Source organism: Flavobacterium resistens, from assembly GCF_900182645.1.
GTDB classification, from domain to species: domain Bacteria; phylum Bacteroidota; class Bacteroidia; order Flavobacteriales; family Flavobacteriaceae; genus Flavobacterium; species Flavobacterium resistens.
This window is the reverse complement of record NZ_FXTA01000004.1, coordinates 167,338-189,139: the sequence shown is the minus strand read 5'-3', so window position 1 is coordinate 189,139 and position 21,802 is coordinate 167,338. Positions and strand designations below refer to the sequence as shown.

The 21,802-nt window shown below is 36.6% G+C and carries 4 protein-coding genes; all 4 read right to left on the bottom strand.

Annotated elements, in window-relative coordinates; genetic code table 11:
• Positions 1 to 241: 241 nt before the first annotated feature.
• Positions 242 to 3,991 (bottom strand): T9SS sorting signal type C domain-containing protein, encoded by a 3,750-nt coding sequence (locus tag FN795_RS15530; RefSeq protein WP_142451441.1) that lies wholly within the window; start codon positions 3,989 to 3,991, stop codon positions 242 to 244.
• Positions 3,992 to 4,463: 472 nt separating this feature from the next.
• Complete coding sequence (locus FN795_RS15525) at positions 4,464 to 9,833, bottom strand: fibronectin type III domain-containing protein (RefSeq protein ID WP_142451440.1); 5,370 nt, start codon at positions 9,831 to 9,833, stop codon at positions 4,464 to 4,466.
• Positions 9,834 to 10,440: 607 nt separating this feature from the next.
• Complete coding sequence (locus FN795_RS15520) at positions 10,441 to 14,295, bottom strand: T9SS sorting signal type C domain-containing protein (RefSeq protein ID WP_154275360.1); 3,855 nt, start codon at positions 14,293 to 14,295, stop codon at positions 10,441 to 10,443.
• Between the two features lie 154 nt (positions 14,296 to 14,449).
• On the bottom strand, positions 14,450 to 21,721 hold the full coding sequence (locus FN795_RS15515) for an Ig-like domain-containing protein (protein WP_142451438.1): 7,272 nt from the start codon (positions 21,719 to 21,721) through the stop codon (positions 14,450 to 14,452).
• Positions 21,722 to 21,802: the final 81 nt, after the last annotated feature.

Sequence of the window (21,802 nt, the reverse complement as noted above, 5' to 3'; positions counted from 1 at the left end):
TCCATCTTAATAATTATACATAAATTGCTTATGACTCTGAGTTATAAGCAATTTTTTTATTTAGAAAGATGAAGTTAAAACAAATGCCAATTTTGTTTTTTGGCGGAGAAAATTAAAAAGCAGAAATGGATTGATTATAACAATAAAAAAGCAATAGTAAATACGCATGAGAATCTTCGAGAGAGTGCATAAATAAAAAAGCAGTTATTAAATTATAACTGCTTTTTTATTTTTATGCTCATTAAAATACAACTTTCTTAGTTGTTATATTTCCGTTTTCTAAAGTCACTTTTACCAGTAAAACCTGATTGGAAGAGCGAAAATTTAATATTTGCAATTCTGTTGCATTAATGTTTTTTTTCTCAAAAAGAAGTCTTCCCGAAAGATCAAAAACTGCTAGTTGACTTATTGCTTCTTTAGTTGATATTACTTTCATGTCGTTTGATTTTATTAAAACCGATATCTTATATTCATCATTCGCAACCTCATCAATTCCTAAAGATTTATCGGTGTATCGCAGTACGAATCGATCTGAAAAAGTTCCGATTTCAGTTTTAAATGTGTAATTGCCTGCACGCAGGTCTTGAATTTTATTTAGCTTTTTATCTTCTAAATAAATAGGTTGTACAGTAAGTGAGCCATCTACATGATGTATAGAAATCGTAAAATCACCTGCAATTGTAGTACGATATCCTAACGGAACGGTATCAGTGTTTTTAAAAGGCAGTCCACGTCCTTGAATTGCAAGTTTATGCTCTTTATTTATGCTATAAAAATCTATAAATTTATTTCCATCAAAACTGTTTCCATCATATCTTCTGTCGTATTCATCCGTGGCTCCCTGAATATATCCAACCATCAATTGTTTATAAGCTCCTTCGGTATTGGTCATATTTAACCAAATTCTATTTTTTTCAAGTGCTGATTCTTTTGACTCTTTATCGGATTTGTAAAATTGAGAATTAGTATTTCCTCCTCTTCGCATGGAATTATTAAAAACAATTGTACCAGACGCAACTGTTCCTGCAAAAAAGGACTGTCCCGCAGCTATATCACCGGAAGGCGGGGCATTATTATTACCAGAATTATTCCCTGTAGGAGCCGATGAACTGGTACCAACTCCTCCTGATAAATTATAAGTTGCATAATCGTCTGTTGCATATTGATAGGCTCCTCCCAAAACTACTGGAGTATTATGTGTCCAGAAATACAGAGTTCCTTCAAGAAGTGAATTCCCATTTATAAAATCGTCGGCATGCAAGGCTGATGGATATGGATTTCCGATCAGATAATATTTCTCTGCATTTACCGTTTCACCTGTAATATCTCCGTTATTTGGTACTCCTATAAAAGTTGTTGCAAAAGGATATCGAACTGTATTCGAAAAATTTTCTGGTCCACGTATAATATATCCTTTTCCGGTTATCATAACGCTTGTTTTTGGAACTCCTATCCATTTTGTTCCATCAAAGCTAAAATATTTATCATCTGCCGTTAGATTAGAAACATCAACTAACCGCTGATTTTTAACTGGTGATGACCAATAAACAAAATCTGCCTGACGAATAGGCTGACTGTTTCTTTTGTATTGAATAACCCCTGTATTCAAATTATTATCAGCACTTGTCTGCAACAAATTTGCTCCATCAGCAAAAGTCAAAGTTCCATAATCAACATGAACTCCATTTACTACATTTAACGTTTTTCCATGCTGAATCATAACCGCGGCATCGTTGCTGATTGTACAAGAACAAGCATTTACATCAGCACTTAAATTATAGTCTTCCTGAAAATCTACAAGGTTGTCTATTGTTGGCGCAGTTCCGTATGACCAATTTGTTCCATTCCATGTATTTGCTTGTATTGTAATTTCAGATGAATAGGTTATCGAGCAGTTATTATCGATTGCAAATTTGTATTTACCAGGAATTAATCCTGAAATAGTTATTGAATTTCCAGAGTAAGGACGAGGAGAAATAACTGTCCCATCTGATTGCAAAATATTACCTGAACCTGTCAATCCTGTCAATACAATACTTCCGGTAGGAACAGTACAATTAGGCTGCACAAAACTTGAAATAGTTGGTGTTGGTGGAATAGGATCTACATCAATTCTTGTTTCTATTGCAAATTCTTCAGGACATGTTCCATTTTTAACAACAGCTCTATAACTAGTACTTGTGGTTAATACTCCGGGTTGATAGGTAACTCCGGTATGACTAATTGGTTGCCAAACATAAGGTATTGCTTCTGCATATTCCCATCTCACAATTGTACCTACATAATTGTTGAATGTCAATAAGGGGCTTGAGCTTCCCTGGCAAATATGAGTTCCTCCATTTACAGCGCCACGTTCTGTTTTTGTTACTGTTGTTGTATTACTGGCATTTATCACTGCAGGACAGCCATTTGAAGAATATTTGACTGCAACTGTTTTACTTCCGCTAGTCAGCCATTGCAATGTAACAGTATTGTCCGTCAGTGCAATTCCACCTGTAATAATGTTGTAATCAATTCCGACAGTTCCTGAAACGTTCCATATATAATTTGTTTGCCCGGATTGAGTGGTATAAGTAACATTTGTATTGATACAAACTGAAGAAGCCGGCTGAACAGAAAAAGTTGGTACCGGAATTGCATTAACAGTAACAGTAGTTGGAATAGAACTTGTTGAAGAACATCCTCCATTTTGTACAACAGCCCTGAATTGTGTTGTTTGAGTCAACGGTCCTGAAGTATATGTGGTCGACGTATTTGAAATTGGAGTCCAAACAGAAAATGGACTTACTGAAGATTCCCAATTCAAAACAGATCCTGTATTTCCTGTCAAAGTTAAGACACCACTTGGTGAACCGCTACAAATTGTTGTGCCACCTCCAACAGTTCCCCCATTAGATGGTGAAGAAATAACAATACTTGCCGTATTATTTGAATTTATATCAGCAAAGCAAGCTCCAGATGTCAATTTAGTAATTGTAATATCTCTAGTAATAGCAGTATTAAAACCCGATAATACAAAGCTTCCCGAACCGGCAGTTGTTACTGTCATTGTAGCTATTAGCCCATTACTTATTGGATTCGCAAGATTATAAGTTACAGTATAAACTCCAACAGGCAATGATGTTTCACTAGAAGTAAGTGTAATAGTTGAATTTCCAGATGTTGTACATCCAGGAGAAGCCGATACTCCTGTAATATTATATGTTGGGCACGTATAACTTATGATCATTTGACCAGCTCCACCAGTTCCTCCTGCCTGCGGACCTCCTAATATAATACCAATTAATGAATTCATTGCCCCGCCACCGCCACCGCCCGGTGGTGATCCGTTATTACCTGGGGCATTTCCTAAAGCCACACTTTGAATACCTGCTCCTCCATTTCCTCCAGCTGTACCGCCTCCTTTGCCTCCAGCACCAGATCCTTGCAATAATCCTATGACACCTGTATTTCCTGAACCTCCATCTGTGCCTGAAGTTTTTGTAATTGAACCAAATGAGTCACTATCTAATCCTCCTCTACCTCCTGCGGGAGTTCCTCCAGAATTATTTTCAATACCTGCTTTTCCACCTGCGGCAAAAAGAATAGTTTCATATCCTGTAATAGTAGTATTTCCTCCTGCAGCTCCAATAGGTGTGAGACCAGCAACTTTTATAGCTAATGTTAATCCTGCCACCGTTGTAATTTTTCCCTTTACATAAGCACCTCCGCCTCCGCCTCCGCCACTTCTTCCATTTAAAATAGATTCTTTTGCTCCTCCTCCTGAACCTCCTGCACCCCATGCCTCAACAGTCATTGAAGTGACTCCAGCAGGAACATACAAGGAACCATCTGATAGATAAGTATGTGGTGGCTGTGCCCACAATGAGCTGCAAACGAACAACATGAGCCCAAAAAACTGCATTTTTTTTATCCAAACATGCATTTTTTGCTGTTTTAAATGAATCGAAAATTGAAAAAAAAGTAATGGTCTAAGTAGAATTTTTTTCATACACTGGCATTTTAAATTAAAAAAAGATTCAAGCGTATATAAGAATCATCTTCAGTTTTAAATACCTCAAGGATAACACAGAATACCAGTCGATAATCTGTAACCCATACCTAATTCAGGAGGGAAGGCAAAAGATTTTGCTTAGAAATTAAGGTATTTAATTAATGATACGATTTTGGCAAATAAAAAGAACTCGAAAGTCTCCTTAAGTATTCATTAGAATATGCAGTACGACGGGCTTTTATGTTGTTTATCGAATTAAAACAACAACAAGGTACGATTTTATTTACAACAATTTAAAATTTTAACTTAGAAATCAAGACTTTAACATTCCATTCTCACAATTTATTCAATTATGCAAAAAGAAATGTAAGATGTTAAATAGAGGTTTTTACATTTTATATTTCTTCAAAACGCAAAAAATCCACTCCGGATATGGAATGGATTCTTTACCAAAATAACTTTTATTCTTTTAAAAAATAACTTTCGAATTTGTTATGTTTCCGTTTTCTAAAGCAACTTTTACTAATAGAACTTGATTAGAAGACTGAAGGTTATCAATTTGTAATTCCTTTTCATTAATGTTTAATTTCTCATAGAGAAGTTTTCCCGAAACATCAAAAATATAAACTTTTTCAAGCATTTCAACTGTTGAAGTGACCTTGATTACTTTATCTTTTACTGTAATTAAAACTTTACTGTCTTTATTTTCAACATCAGTTGTACCTAAAGATTTATTAGTATAACGTAATACGAGACGGTCTGTAAAAGTTCCTGCTTCTGTTTTAAACGTATAATTACTTTCACGCAAATCATGAATTTTTCCAGTCATTTTATCTTCTAAATATATTGCCTGATCTTTCATATTACCATCTACCTGACTTATTGAGACTATAAATTCTCCTGCAATTGTGGTTCGATATCCTAAAGGAACTAAATCAATATCTGAAAACGGTAGTGCACGTCCTTGAATTACAAGATGTTTTTCATTATTTACACTATAAAAATCAAGATATTTATTTCCATCAAAAGTTACACCATCATATTTTTTTTCGAAATCATTGCTAGCTCCCTGAATATATCCAACCATTAATTGTTTGAAAGCTCCTCCTTCATTAGTCATATTTAACCAAATACGATGTTTTTCGGAAGCGTTTGCTTTTGAGTTGCTTTTAGGTTTAAAAAACTGACCATTATTATTGCCTCCATTTCGCATTAAATTATTAAAAGTAATTGTTCCGGAACCCGACATTTTTGCAAAGAAAGATTGTCCTGCTGCAATTTGGCCACTAGGAACATTTGCATTATTACCTGGAGCTTGGGTACCTGATGGAGCAGCAGCAGTTCCAACACCTCCACTCAAATTATAAGTAGCATAATCATCTGTCGCATATTGGTATGCACCGCCTAAAACTACAGGAGTATTATGTGTCCAAAAATACAGTGTTCCTTCTAAAATGCTATTGGCATTAATAAAATCGTCAGCATCCAGTGCCGAAGGATATGGATTTCCAACTAAATAATATTTACCTGCACTTACAGCTTCGCCATTTATATCACCATTATTTGGTACTCCTTGAAAAGAAGCTGTAAAAGGAGTTCGGACGGTATTTGAGTAAGTTTCAGGACCGCGAATAATATAACCTTTACCAATAGTCATTACAGTTGTTTTTGGCACTGCTACCCATTGTGAGCCATTGTAAATTAAATATTTATCGCTGGCAGTTTCTGATGAAACACCAGAAAGAGTTTGCCCTTGTACAGGTGTAGACCAATAAACATAATCGGCCTGACGAATTGGGATGCTATTACGTTTGTAAATTATACTCCCTGAATTGAGGACATTATTCACTTGGATAAGGCTTGCACTATCTTCAAATGTTAATAATGCGCCACTAGCAGATTCAACAACAACGTCATTTTCGATTGTTAAAGTATGACCCGAGTTAATGGTAACTTTTTTACCGGCATCTACTTTACAAGAACATCCGCTTAAATCAGCTGTTGATTGATAATCCGCGGCAAATTCAATTATATCTGTACTAACCGGGTTTCCGTTTGACCAACTACTACCGTTCCAAACATTCGTTACTGGCGCTTTAATTTCAACATTGACAGTTGCCATTGACGGACAATTAGCACCCTCATGAACAGTAAAATTATAAATTCCCGGAATTAAATTTGAAATTGTAAAATCTGTATCAGTCGTATTATAAGTCTGCGAAACTGTTCCTGTTTGAGTAATAGTCCAATTTACTCCCGAAAGCAAACCGTGTAATGTTATGCTTCCTTTTTGATTAGCACAGGTCGGCTGAACAATAGTTCCGACAGCAGGAGTTACAGGCAAAGGATTGACAGTTATAGTTCCGGTAGCATTAACTGTCCCACAACCACCAGTTAGTGGAATAGTATAATTATAAGTTCCAATATTTGTTGGCGTTCCACTGATGGTAATCGTATTTGAGGCCCAATTTGCTGTTATGCCAGGTGGCAAACCTGAAGGCGAACCAATACCTGTCGCACCAGTTGTTGTATGTGTGATATCTGGCATTACAGTATGACTGCAAACTGTTGGAGAAGAAGATGCAGTTCCAGCAGTGTTTAAATTTACGACTATAGTTCCAATGGCATTGTATGTTCCGCAACCTCCTGTTAAGGGTATACTATAATTGAACGTTCCTGTATTACTTGGAGTACCACTAATTGTAATAGTATTTGAAGCCCATGAGGCAGTAACCCCTGTCGGCAAACCTGACGGAGTTCCGATTCCTGTTGCTCCTGTAGTTGTATGAGTAATATTTGCCATCAAAGTATTCACACACAAGACGGGTGACGATGAAGCTGCAGTTACTGTATTTTCCGGACGAACAGCAATCGTATAAACATCAGACACGGTATAAGCTGTTGCACAAGCTGGAGAAGCAGTTACATTTAATGTTAAAGTAACCTGTTTTCCTGCGTCACCAGCCACTGCGGTGTAAGTTGGTGTCAAAGTTGTACTATTAGAAAGTGTTCCAAGTCCGTCATGTGTCCAGGAAACAGTACCATTTGCGGCATTCGCTTCTCCCGCTCCAACTGTAGCTGAATCATTAGAACAAATAATTTTAGAACCTGTAATTGATGCTGTTGGCGCTGCCTGAATATTTATTGTATAAGTAGCTGTTGCAATTTGTGGTGCACAAGTATTACTACTTGTTACAGTCATTGTCAAAATAACGGTTCTGGCTGCACCTCCTAATGTTGGAGTATAAGTTGGAGTAAGAGTCGTATCACCTGTTAAAGTTCCTGAACCTCCGCTAAAAGTCCATTTAATAGTTCCATTTGAAGCCGATGCGCCACTTACCGTTGCGGATCTATTTGAACAAATTGTTGTAGAACCACCTGCCGTTGCTGTTGGCAAACCCTCAACTACAATTACTTTGGCCGCTGATGTTGCACTGCTACAGCCGCCACTTATTACTTTTACGGTATAACTTCCAGCAGCAGTTACAAAAATGTCCGGTGTAGTTTCACCAGTTGACCACACGTTTCCTGTAGCAGAACTTGAGGTAAGTTTAACACCATCCGTTTGACAGATTGTTAATGCCCCATCTGCAGTAATTGTAGGCGTACTTGGAACTGCAGCAGTTGCATATGTTATTACCGAAGAATTCCCACTTGTTCCGCAATTATTTGTGGCACGAACTCTATAATAGTAAGTTGTTCCAGCTGTCAAACCAGTTATGTCTTTGGTTAAAACATTGCCAACATTTAAATTATTATAACTTGTTAATATACCTGTTGCGAAATTTGCACCTGTTTGGGTTGAAACATCAATAACATAGCTTGAAGCTCTTGCTGCAGTATTCCAATTTGCAGTTATCTGAGAGCAATTTGCTCCTGTTCCTGAGGCTGAAACAGGTGTAGCTGCAGCACCTGCTCCGGTATTTGTTGTTGCCCCTGTTCCAATTGAAGATGCTCCACTTGTTCCACAACTATTAATTGCTTTAATTCTATAGTAATAAGTTGTATTGGCTGATAATCCGGTAACATCTTTAGATAATACATTCCCAACATTTAAATTATTATACCCCGCCAATACGTTTGCAGTAAATCCTCCTCCATTTTGGGTTGATACCTCAATACTATAACTTGTTGCTCTTGCAGAAACATTCCAATTTACCGTAAACTGTGAACAAGTTGCCCCAGATATTGCATTAAGAGTAGGTGCCGTCGGTACCGCAACCGCCGTTGAAACTGTAGCGACGTTTATTATATTGGAATTTCCACTAGTTCCACAACTATTTGTTGCTCGGACTCTATAGTAATAATTTGTACTGGCAGACAATCCTGTAATATCTTTTGTCAAAACATTTCCAACATTTAAATTATTATAGCTACCTAAAATATTTGCTGCGAAATTTGCACCAGTTTGAGTTGAGACATCAATAATATAACTTGTAGCACCACTAACGGTTCCCCAATTTGCCGTAAATTGTGAACATGTTACTACGGTTCCTGCTGTTGCCACGGGAGCTACAGGAGCCACAGGAGTCGCATACGAAATTGTATTAGAATTAGAACTGATACAACTTCCGTTGTACGCTCTTACTCTATAATAATAAGTAGTGTTTGTACTTCCATTTACAACTTTCGATAACACATTCCCAACGTTAAGAGCACTATAGCCGCTTACTAAAGAAGAAAAATCACTAACAGTAGAAACATCTAATTCATAATAAGTTGCTCCAGACACAGCCTGCCAATTCGCTGTAATTTGTGTACAAGTCGCATTACTTCCTGCAGTCGCAACCGGTGCTGTACCAGATGAATTTACAGTAATAGTAGCTAAATTATTTTGATTAATAGGCGACACACAATTTTCTGACGCTACAGAACTTGAACCGGATGATAAAGATGTTATTGTAATTGTTCTACTCCCTACAGTTGTAAAACCCGTAGCAATAAAACTTCCCGTTCCAGTTGTAGTAACATTCATCGAGGCTGGTGTTTGTGCAGTCCCTTGAATATTATATGAAACAGAATAAAGGCCGACAGGAAGGTTTCCAGTTAATGTAATTTCTGAAGAAGTTCCAGAACAAACATTTACAGCTGTAGCCGTTGTGTTGGTCAAACTATAAGTAGGGCAGTTATAAGTTATAGTAACTTTTCCATCACCACCATCGCCACCACGGCGTGCTGCTGCTAAAAAAGAAGATCTTCCTCCGCTTCCTCCTCCTCCCGGGGCATTCCCTGCATTTCCAACACTCGAAGTAAAAGCCGTTGCAATACCTGCTCCACCTGTCCCTCCTCCGTTGGCTCCATTTCCTCCAGCACCGGAACTAATAATTGAGCCCGTATCATCTGTAAATCCGAATTCTCCATTCCCTCCGGCAGTTCCAGAAGTTCTGATTGTTCCTGTAGAATTTGCAGCAAGTCCTGCAGCTCCACCTAAAACTAAACTACCGTTATTTAGTAAACCACCTTTTCCGCCATCAGCAAGAATCGAATATCCTGTTATTCCAGATGATCCTCCTGCACCACCGTTTGCACTGGTTACACCTTTTCCGCCAATACCCACATTAACGGTCAATGTTTCTCCTGAAGTGATCGTAAGAGGAACAGTTCCGGTACTAGCAAAAGCGCCACCACCTCCACCTGAACCAGCATATGCACCGTTAAAACCAGGGTTTGATGAGCTTCCGCCGGCTCCACCGGCGCCCCATGCCTGAACGGTAATACTAGTAATACCCGCCGGACTAACAAATGTTTGTGTACCTCCAAGAGTAAATGTTGCTGTAGTTTGTGCCAAAAGGAAAACAGGAAGACAAACTAATACTGAAATAAGTAATGTTCTTTTCATACTGTAGCATTTTAAATGACAAAAATTAAATTCAGATTCAACTGAAAAATTATTCTGCAATTAATAAATACCACATTTGCAGGAACTTGATTGACAGGCCTGAATAGTGAGAAAAAAGAAGTTGTATAAAAGTAATTCTGTTCCTTAAATCTGGTATTTTAAAGTTGTAACACTCAGTATTTAAATCTGGCAGAGGGGCGTTAGAAAAACAAATTATTTTTTGTCTGCTTCCAATTGAAAAGGCATAAAATGAAGTATAAAATAATAGCGTAAATTATATGAAAACATCCTTAAACAATTTACAAATTTTTAATAAATATCTAAAAAACAGATCATTATAATTTAATTTTATTTCTAAAACACAAAAATTTAAGTGAATTCTCACGAATTATATTTTTTGATGTAATTGGTCTTTCAAATTTTGCAAATCGTCTGAATAACTAATTTTGAGTTTTTTGAGTTTTTCAACAACTTTAAAAAATTTTGAATCGGTTAAAGAAAATTGAGAAAAAAAAACGTCAGGCAAACAGTTATTTCAAGAAAAAAAAATCAAAAAAAAATCCGCTTAAAAGAATTAAACGGATTTTTTTATGGTGAAAAAACGCTTCTAAAAAATTACTTTTCTTGTTGATCGTGAACCATTTTCTAAAGTAACTTTTATAAATAAAATTTGATTTCCACAATTCAGATTCTGAATAGAAAAATGAGACGCATTAATTTTAGTTTTTTTGTACAGAACTTTTCCCGTCAAATCAAAAATTTCAATTTCTTTAATTGATTCCTGTGAAGCATTAATATTAATTTGTTTGTCTTTTACGGCAACTAAAATAATATTCGAATCACTTTTAAAATCATCAACTTTTAACTCATTGTTGACATACTTTAATTCAAATCTCTTATCAAAAGTTCCTTTCTCCGTTTTGAAAATATAAGGTGAATCTCTTAAATTATGTAATATCTTTAATTCCTTGTCTTCAAGATAAATGTTCGTCTCAGAAAAATCATCGTCAAAATGATCAATACTTAAATTGAAATTACCTTCAATTTTTGACATATATCCAAGTATAACGGAATCCGTTTTTTCAAAAGGGAAAATCCTGCCTTGAATAGCCAGGTTTTTATTTTCTGATATACTATAAAAATTCACATATCTATTTCCACTAAAAGATTCTGCATCATAACTTATATCATATGTGTTTGTTGCTCCTTCTATATATCCAATCAGGATTTGTTTGAAAAGATCTTCTTCATTTTTAAGATTCAGCCAAATTCTTCGTTTTTTAATGTCATTTTCTTCAAAATCCTTACCTTTCGCTGGTTTAAAAAAGGAGGTGTTACGTTCCTTCATTCTCATCTTGTCATTAAATTCAATTACGCCCGAATTTTGACTGGCTACAAAAAAGGCTTGTCCGGCACCAATTGTTTTATCAGGTATAATTTCATTTACACCGCTTGACAAAGCGCCACGAGTTCCTACTCCTCCAAGCAAATTATAAACAGCATAATCATCAGATGCATATTTATTATTTGTTATCGGAGTATTATGAGTCCAAAAGTATATTGTTCCTTTAATTTTTGACGAATTCTCTTTTAAAAAAACATCGGCATTCAATGTGGAAGGATAAGGATTTCCAATTAAATTAAAACTATTGGCCGGTCCTAAATTCACTTCTATTTTTCCATTATGAGGTATTCCTTTAAAAGTTGCAGGATAAGATTCGCGAGTTACTGAGGAAAAATCTCTTGGGCCTTGAATAATATAACCAATTGCAGGCTGCATAATAGTAGTTACACTTTCAACTTTCCAGTTTTTTATTGTGGGACTATAAGTTAAAAACCGATTAGATATTGTACTTGGTGAAAGATCAAACAACTTTTGATTTTCAACTGGGGACGACCAATAAACATAATCTGATTTTAAAATAGGTGATGAATTTCTTTTCAAATGAATAATTCCTGTATTGACAATATCATCATCAGACTGATATAAATTTGCTGAATCTTCTAAAACTAAAGTTCCTAAACCTGAATACGAAAATTCGATACTTAAAGTATTTCCGCTTTTCAAAGTAACTTTTTTGTCTTCATCAATAGTACAACTACAAACATTTGCTGTTGTCAAAGCAGCGTAATCGTCTTTAAAAAACAATTCTTTTCCGCCTGACGGAAAACCATTTGACCATGAAGCTCCGTTCCAGATTGTGGATTCTAAACAGAGCTTCAAGCGTGCAATTCTATGTTTGGAAATTCCGGAAACGGAATTAAAATCTCCGCCAATCAAAAGTTTATGCTCTGATGAAAAACTAATTGAAAACACTTTATTATTCAAAGTAGCACTAAAAGAATTATCTAAACCACCCGATTTTAATAATCTTACCAATCTTAAAGCAGAAACATTTTTGTATGTTCCGGAAAAAGTTCCCGCCACTAAAATACGATCATCAGGTTGCACTAAAATACTTCGCACATCTCCTTTACTAAAACCTGAACCTGAATCAAATGTATTATCTAAACTTCCATTTGGGTTGAGTCTTAGAATTCTTTTTTGTGGTACTTTATTAAAGTTCAAAAAACTACCGCCGATAATTATTTTTTGATCAGACTGCAATGCTATAGCATAGACATTTTTATCAAATCCGTCGCCGATTGTAAAGGTTGGATCAATACTTCCGTTACTATTTAGACGAACGAGATGAGGAAACAAAATGCCGTCAAAAGTTGTAAATCGCCCACCTAATAAAATCTTTCCGTCGGGCTGAATCAAAACCGATTCAATAATGGCGTCAGCACCCAATCCTGGATTAAAACTAGTGTCTCTTAAACCATCTGAAGTAAGTCTTATAATTCGACCAACATTTACATCATTATACTTCGTAAAACCTCCCGCCACAATTATTTTTCCATCTGGCTGTATAGCGAGCGCATAAACCTGACTGTTACATCCAGAGGTTATATTAAAAGAAGCATCTTCGGTTCCATCAGGCAAAATCCTTACAATGCGATTAATCAATGTTTCATTATATTTTGTAAAATTTCCTCCGAGTATAATTTTGCCATCAGGCTGCAAAACTGCAGTTTTTATTAAATTATTTGCACCTGCCTGTCCCAAATTAAATTCTGGATCAGATGAGCCATCTTCTAAAAGCTTAGCTATTCGGGAAGCGTTTGCTCCATTAAAGTTTTTGAAATTGCCAAATACCATTGTTTTCGCATTTTCTAAAGATAGTATGCTATAAACTGAATTATCAAACCCAATTCCGGATGTTAAATAACTTGTATCATATTCGCCTTCGGAATCGATTTTTGCTAATCTTCCTTGATTTAAACCATCAAAAACCGAAAATGAGCCTCCAATATACCACGCGCCTTCAGCATCATTTTCCAAGGCAAAAACCGATGCCGTTGCCGGGCCTGATCCAAAATCAATTTCATCTTTTAGGAAACCTGTGCTATCTAAAAAACAAACTCGGTTAACATTACTTCCGTTATAGTTTCCATAGAATGATCCTCCAAGCATAATATTTCCAACAGAATCTATTTTACAGGCTAAAACTGCTCCCGAATTAAATCCAGATCCCGTAAAAAAAGAGGAGTCGATAGTTCCGTCGAGCATTATTCTGATAATTCTGTTTGCACTGTTTCCGTTAAAAGTGACAAACTTTCCTCCTAAAATAATTTTCCCATCGGACTGAACTTCCATTGCATTTACATCATCATCAAAGCCTGTCCCAATATTAAAACTTGAATCAATACTTCCATTATTGTTTAAACGAACAAGTCTATTGTGCGGAGTATTGTTGAAAGAAGTAAAATTTCCAGAAAGCAATATTTTTCCGTCAGCCAAGACTTTTGTATTATTAATATTAGAAGTAGTGCCTGAACCTATTAAAAATGAAGTATCTAGAGCCCCCGTAGATAAAATTCGTGCAATACGATTTGTCGTCACATTATTATATTTTGTAAAGCTTCCGCAAATAATTATTTTACCATCAGATTGAAGCGCAATATCATATATAATACCTGTTGTGGCACCAATTGAAGTATTGAATGATGCATCATAACTTCCGTCTGTATTTAAGCGGATAAGTCGTCCTGCATTTATGCCGTTATAAGAGGTAAAACTTCCTCCAACAACTATTTTTCCATCTGGCTGAATATACGTTGCATATACTTTTCCGTTGAAACCACTTCCTGTATGAAAACTTTCGTCGATTGTACCGTCCGGTTTTAAGCGAGTGAAATACGGAGAAGATATTCCGTTAAGATTTAAATATTCCCCACCAACGATAAGATTTTGATCGGATTGTAAAGATAACGTTTGTACTGGACCGTCAAATCCATCTCCGATTGAACCGTCATCCAGAGTATTAAAAGTAACGTCAATTTTTCCTTGCTGTCCATAAAATTCAAAGTTTCCAAGAAAGACAGTCAAAGTGACTGTATAAAGTAATTTTCTAATCAAAATAAAGCCAATAAAATAATTATACGAATTTTCCTAAATTATAAATAGCTTTACATATTTACAATACCCACTTTTGGTGATATTTCAAATTAAAAAAGGTCATTTCCCGCAATGAGAAATGACCTTCTTTTTAATTGAAAATTATTTAATCTACTTATTGAAAAATTAATTTTCTAGTTGTCTTATATCCGTTTTCAAGTGTTATACCAATTAATAAAACCTGATTACTTGATTGCAGATTTGAGATCAATAATTCTGATGTTCCTGCTTTCTTTTTATCATAAAGCAATTTTCCTGCGACATCAAAAATCGAAACATCTTGAATATTTTCGTTTGATGAAACTACTTTAATCACTTTATCTTTTACAGAAACCGTAATACCTTTTTCAATATTTTCGAAATCACCCGTTCCTAAAGATTTATTAGTATATCGAAGTACCAAACGATCAGTAAAAGTTCCGATTCCTGTTGTAAAAGTATAATTGCTTGCTGTTAAATCATGAATTGTGCCTGTTTTTTTATCTTCAATATAGATTGCCTGAGTCTTCATGTTTCCATCCACATTATCTATAGCGATTGTAAAATCTCCGGCAATTGTTGTACGATAACCCAACGGCACTTCATCTACATCTGTAAATGGCAATCCACGACCTTGAATAACTAATTTGTTGCCTTCATTGATACTATAAAAATCAAGATATTTATTTCCATCAAAGGTTTTCCCATCATAAAGTCTTTCATAATCATTAGTAGCTCCTTCAATATAGCCAACTAATAATTGTTTAAAAGCACCTCCTTCATTTGTCATATTTAACCAAAGACGGTGTTTTTCAACTTCAGCAGTTTTTGCTGTTTTACCTGGCTTAAAGAACTGACCATTTGAGTTCCCGCCGACTCTCATTGAATTTTTATAAGTCACATTACCTGACATGACAGTACCTGTAAAAAAAGCTTGTCCTGCACCAATTTTACCGCTTGGTACAGTTCCACCCGGATCAGAAATAGCTGGACGTGTTCCTGTTCCTCCGCTTAAATTCCATGTCGCATAATCATCTGTTGCATATTGATATGCTCCACCTAAAACTACTGGAGTGTTATGTGTCCAGAAATAAAGGGTTCCGCTTAATAAATCCCTGTTAGCAACATCAGTAATAAATGTGGCAGCATCTAATGCCGAAGGATATGGATTTCCTAGTAAGTAATATTTTCCTCCAACCATAGCTTCACCTGTAAAAGTTCCATTTTGAGGTGTTCCAATAAAACGTGCAGTAAAGTCAGTTTTTACTGTATTTGAATAATTTTCAGGACCACGAATGATATAACCTTTTCCAGCGGTCATTATAGTCCAATTTGGTGTAAACACCCATTGAGTACCATCGTACATATATAATTTAGAAGGATCTGTTAATGATGAAACCTCTCTCAAAGTCTGATTTTTAACTGGTGTTGACCAATAGACATAATCCGCTTGACGAATTTTTGGCGCTATACGTTTATAAGTAATATCTCCGGTATTTAAAGTATTGCTCGTGTTGTTCTGTATTAAACTTGAGCTGTTTTCAAAAGTTAATGAACTTCCTGAGTTTACATGCACTCCATTTTCAACAGTCAGTGTTGTTCCTGAATTGACTGTTACACTAGAGTTATTACTTACTGTTACTGAACAATAAATTACATCTGATGAAACGATATAATTACTTGCAAAATTTACCAAGTCATTTGATGTTGGATTAGAACCATATGACCATGTAGCTCCATTCCAAGTATTTGCCTCAATTTTAACTGCAGATGAATAGGCAACTGCACAGCCATTATCTACCGCAAATGTATATGTACCTAAAGCTAATCCAGAAATTATTGGTGTACTAGATGAAAAAGGAACTGTAGTTATTGTGGTTCCATCATTTTGCAATAAATTCCCTGACGCAGGTAAACCACTTAATTGCACACTTCCTGTTGGTGTAGTACAGGTTGGATTTTGCAGTACTACTACAGTTGGAGCGGCAAAATTTGGTTTTACAGTTAATGTTATATTTATAGTCGCTGAACAAGTATTTCCGTTTGTAATTGTCATTACTCCCGTGTAAGTTCCTGATGCAGTCCCTGCTGGAACCTTAATTCCTGTTATTGTTCCTCCTCCATTGACAAAAGTAAAAGAAGTAGAAGTCTGATCTGTTAATAAAGCCCAATCAATACTGTAACTTGTAGCATTTCCTGTTGAAGCAGTATAAGCCAAATCTGTAGTTTGAGCAGCTGCACTTGCACAGATTGGAGTTACCACTGCTGGAGTTGCGGTTGTTGTTATTGTTGGTAATGAATTTACTGTAATATTTATTTGCTGCGATTTTGTTCCGCTGCAACCACCTGTTATTGTATACACGATGTTCGTTGTTCCCGCTGCTACCCCGGTTACATTTCCTGAAGCATCAACTGTTGCAACACCTGTATTCGTACTGCTCCATGCACCTGTTCCTCCTCCCAACACAACACCGTTAGCCGTGTATGCAGTAGCCGTTCCTCCAATACAAATCGCACTTGGACCTGTAACTGAAGTAATAGCCGCATTTGGATTAACAGTAATACTTATTTGCTGTGATTTTGTTCCGCTGCAGCCGCCTGTTATTGTATAGACGATGTTTGTTGTTCCTGCTGCTACCCCGGTTACATTTCCTGAAGCATCAACTGTTGCAACACCTGTACTGGTACTGCTCCATGCACCTGTTCCTCCTCCCAACACGATACCGTTAGCCGTGTATGCAGTAGCCGTTCCTCCAATACAAATCGTACTTGGACCTGTAACTGAAGTAATAGCCGCATTTGGATTAACAGTAATACTTATTTGTTGTGATTTTGTTCCGCTGCAGCCACCTGTTATTGTATAGACAATATTCGTCGTACCTGCTGCAACCCCGGTTACATTTCCTGAAGCATCAACTGTTGCTACACCTGTACTGGTGCTGCTCCATGCGCCTGTTCCTCCTCCCAACACAGCACCGTTAGCCGTGTATGCAGTAGCCGTTCCTCCAATACAGATCGTACTTGGACCTGTAACTGAAGTAATAGCCGCGTTTGGATTAACAGTAATACTTATTTGCTGTGATTTTGTTCCGCTACAGCCGCCTGTTATTGTATAGACGATGTTTGTTGTTCCTGCTGCTACCCCGGTTACATTTCCTGAAGCATCAACTGTTGCAACACCTGTACTGGTACTGCTCCATGCGCCTGTTCCTCCTCCCAACACAATACCGTTAGCCGTGTATGCAGTAGCCGTTCCCCCAATACAAATCGCACTTGGACCTGTAACTGAAGTAATAGCCGCGTTTGGATTAACAGTAATACTTATTTGTTGTGATTTTGTTCCGCTGCAGCCGCCTGTTATTGTATAGACAATATTTGTTGTTCCTGCTGCAACCCCGGTTACATTTCCTGAAGCATCAACTGTTGCTACACCTGTACTCGTGCTGCTCCATGCGCCTGTTCCTCCTCCCAACACAGCACCGTTAGCCGTGTATGCAGTAGCCGTTCCTCCAATACAGATCGTACTTGGACCTGTAACTGAAGTAATAGCCGCGTTTGGATTAACAGTAATACTTATTTGCTGTGATTTTGTTCCACTGCAACCACCTGTTATTGTATAGACAATGTTTGTTGTTCCTGCTGCTACTCCGGTTACATTTCCTGAAGCATCAACTGTTGCAACACCTGTACTGGTACTGCTCCATGCGCCTGTTCCTCCTCCCAACACAACACCGTTAGCTGTATATGCAGTAGCCGTTCCCCCAATACAAATCGCACTTGGACCTGTAACTGAGGTAATAGCCGCATTTACGTTAGTTGTATTAATTGTAGCTTGGGGACTTGATGAACAACCAGCTGCATCTGAATAATTAAAAGTATAGGTTCCGGCATCTAAACCAGTTCTATTTAAAGTAGTTGCTGCGTCGTTCCAAGAAACATCCAAAACATTAACATCAATATAATGTTGTGGTGTAGTTATATTTTCAAAAAGGTCTACTGTTTTAGAATAAATAACATTATTCGATGCATCAAGTAATTCCAACAACATATTTTGACCTCTTGTTTGGCAACAATCAGCGCGATTATAAATACGTATATAATCTAAATTCTTTGCTGATGCCAAATCAACCGTTATGTATTCATTAATATTTGTAGAATTGCTATGCCATATACTAGCTAAATTCCCGTCAATTGCTCTCAATGGTCCATATATGGCAAGATTATTACTATAATAAGAACTAGATGTAGCCGTAGCACCATTTGAAGACAAAGCAACATTAGTTCCAGTAAAAATTTCAAAAGCCTGTATTTCTGCTACTTGTTGCCATGCATCTACATTAACATATTTTTGCGTTAGTTTAATGTATCTAATATTTGTAAGTCCTCCTGAAAGAGTTGGGGTTATAGTTCCATTATTTGGTGATGGACAAGCTTTATCAGTTTTATTTAATGTAATGGTTGGAGATGAATTTACAATTACCGTTGCTGAACCCGAAATTGTCGTCGAACAAGTTGGAGCCGATTGGAATGCAACGCTAACCAAATTATAGACAAATACTCCAGAAGTTGTAGTTGGTGCTGCAATATTTGCAGTAGAACTAGCAGGAACATTTACAGTAGAATTTGATCCTCCATTTATATTATAAGTAACAGTAATTGGTAAAGTTTGCGGATTTGTAAAAACCACATTTGGTGAACTTGCATTTAAACAAACATTTCCCCCCCCACCAATTGTAGCGGATGGATTAGCAACAACAACAGTTTGAACTGTAGAAGAAGCCGCACTAGGATTGTTTCCACAACCATTATAGGATCTTACTCTATAATAATAAGTTCCAACACTCAATCCTGTAACATTATATGAAGTTACAAATCCAACATCTAAATTATTAACAACAAAACTTGAAAAAGTGCTACTTGTTGACACATCTATCCTATAACTGGTAGCATTTAATATTGAACCCCAATTCGCAGTAAAACTAGAACAAGTTATGTTAGTCCCAGCTGCTGAAGTTGGTGCTACAGGCGCTGAATTATTAGGGCTCGTAATAATAGCAACTGCATTTGTACTATAAACACATGCAGCAGAGTTTGTCGTTGAACCTTTAACATTTCTCCTATAGTAAATTCGCGTAGCAGAAGCAGGTGTAGTTCCTGGAACAGTATAATCTTTTGCTGTCGCACTAGATATATCACTCCAAGTTACATTATCAATAGAAGATTGCCATTGGTATAAAACGGGAGCAATTGAATTACTACCTTGTGTTGCTACAGTTGAGCCTGTTAATGCTGTTGTAGTAGATGAACACCTTACGATTGGTCCAACTGGAGTAATCGTATTCAAACTTGCTATTGTTGCTGATGCAGGAGTAATAGAAAAAGTTGATGTATTATTACTGTTTTTTTCATAAAAATCAAAAACAAGTTGGCTGTTTCCATTTAAATAAACCAATACATTATCATAAGTTGTTTCCGCTTGTTGAACCCATGCATCAAATACCAAGGTTCCATCAATATATAAGCGAACACCATCATCTCCTTTTATAGTTACAAAATAGCAACCTGCAGGATAAACTGCCGAAGTAGTTTGCATTTTATAGCGAACAGCAAAGGTTTCCGTATAAACAGATTGTGACGTTCCTGCTGCGGTAATAGGAAAACAAGTTGCAGTTGATGTACTAGTATTATAATCCTGAGTAAAAGAAATAGTTGAACCAGACACTGTATTTGCTTGATTAAAATATCCTAAATAACTCGCAAACGCATCAGTATCAATAAGAGGACTGACACCAGCTGCATCTGAAAAATTATAAACATGTCCAATCCATGAATTTGTACCGTATGTATTTTGATTATCTGCGGTATTATTACCTCCGATATAACTAACAGTAATATCATCTGTTTGTGCACTAGTTTGGCAATTTGCAGTATTAAAAGCTACATACAAAACTCCTGTAAAATTAGAAGTCCAATCAATGGTTGCTGCAGTGGTAGCAGAACTAGCATTAACAGTAGCTAAAGCAGTTGCCGTATTGCTGCCATTAAATAATGTCAATCGTTTTGTAAAAGTTCTATTTGTTGCTGTTGTAGCAATACGATATTGTACACCCTGAATAACATTCACAGCTACATAACGATCAACCGGAACAGCAGAAAAAGTCACTCCTCCAGTAGCTGGAGGTCCAGTTCTAACTGTTGAATCATAACAAATTGATTGTGTCGTTCCAAATATTGTATTACTTGCAAAAGGACAAAATGCAGGCACTATTTCACCTGTGTCCAAGATAGCCGCGTCTCTATTTTCAGCACCCACCTGAAACTTTATTTGCGCCAATTGTGATGTTGTCAAACCTGCCGCTGAACTACCAAGAAAAATTCTTCCCGAAGAACCAGATACCCCTGTCCAACCTGTAATTGTTAAGATTTTACCAGAAGTCCAAGCTATTCCATTACTTGCAGCAAGGTTTATTGTATGATTTGCTGCACCTAAAGCTATTGTAGAATTATCATTCAAAGTCAAAGTCCCCATAGTTTCGCTAAAACCACCTGTAGAATAGCTTCCACCATTTAAAACAACCTTAGTAGCATCCGAAATTCGGTTAGCGCCACCTGGAGCAAGCACTGCCGTACCAGAAACAGTCAAATTATTACTGACTGTTACACTTGGAGCGATAGTTTTGTTTCCTGAACCTGAAAGTGTAAGATTGCTATATGTAAAATTTGAAACTGTCTGTGCTGTACCATTATATTCTACTGTACTTCCTGTAAAAGTGGTCAAAGTACCATCAGCAGGAAGAAACATAGTTCCTCCAACTTTCAAAGTTCCAGTTCCTGTAAATGTAATTGAACCACTAGTATTTCCCCCAGATCCAATAATATTTCCAGTGACAGTAACAGTTCCTGTGGAAATAGTAATTTCATGTCGTACATTATTCCCCGTACTAGGAAACGAAATGCTAGCTGCATTCAAATTTCCTGAACCAACTGCAATCAAATTTTTAAAACTGTTGTTACCTGTCCTTGGAATTGTGATTGCTCCACCGACATTTAGAGTAATTCCTGAATTAATAGTTACTGTAGAGTTAGTATTATTTCCAGAAGTAAAATCAAGACTTGCACAATTAGCTGCTACGTTAACAGTAACAGAAATTCCACTATTAATAGTAACAGCATCACTAATAGTTGGTGTAGCAGCAGAACCTGCCACTCCTCCCGCAGTTGAAGCCCATATAGCTCCATCCCAATTTCCTGATGTTACTGCGAAACGAGGTGCTGCACTAGCAACTAAACCAACAAAAAATACCCCCAAACAAAGCATCCTCAAACTCGGTGTAAAAGATCTTTCTTTAGAAGAATTAGAAAAGTTTAAAAATAAAGAACGAACGAACAAAAGTAGTTTTCGAAGCATAGGCGTGGTATTAGATTTGTTTTGGCGTTAAAAGAAAACTAAATGATATGGCTTTTTTCGGGGCAATACTTTAATTTTGGC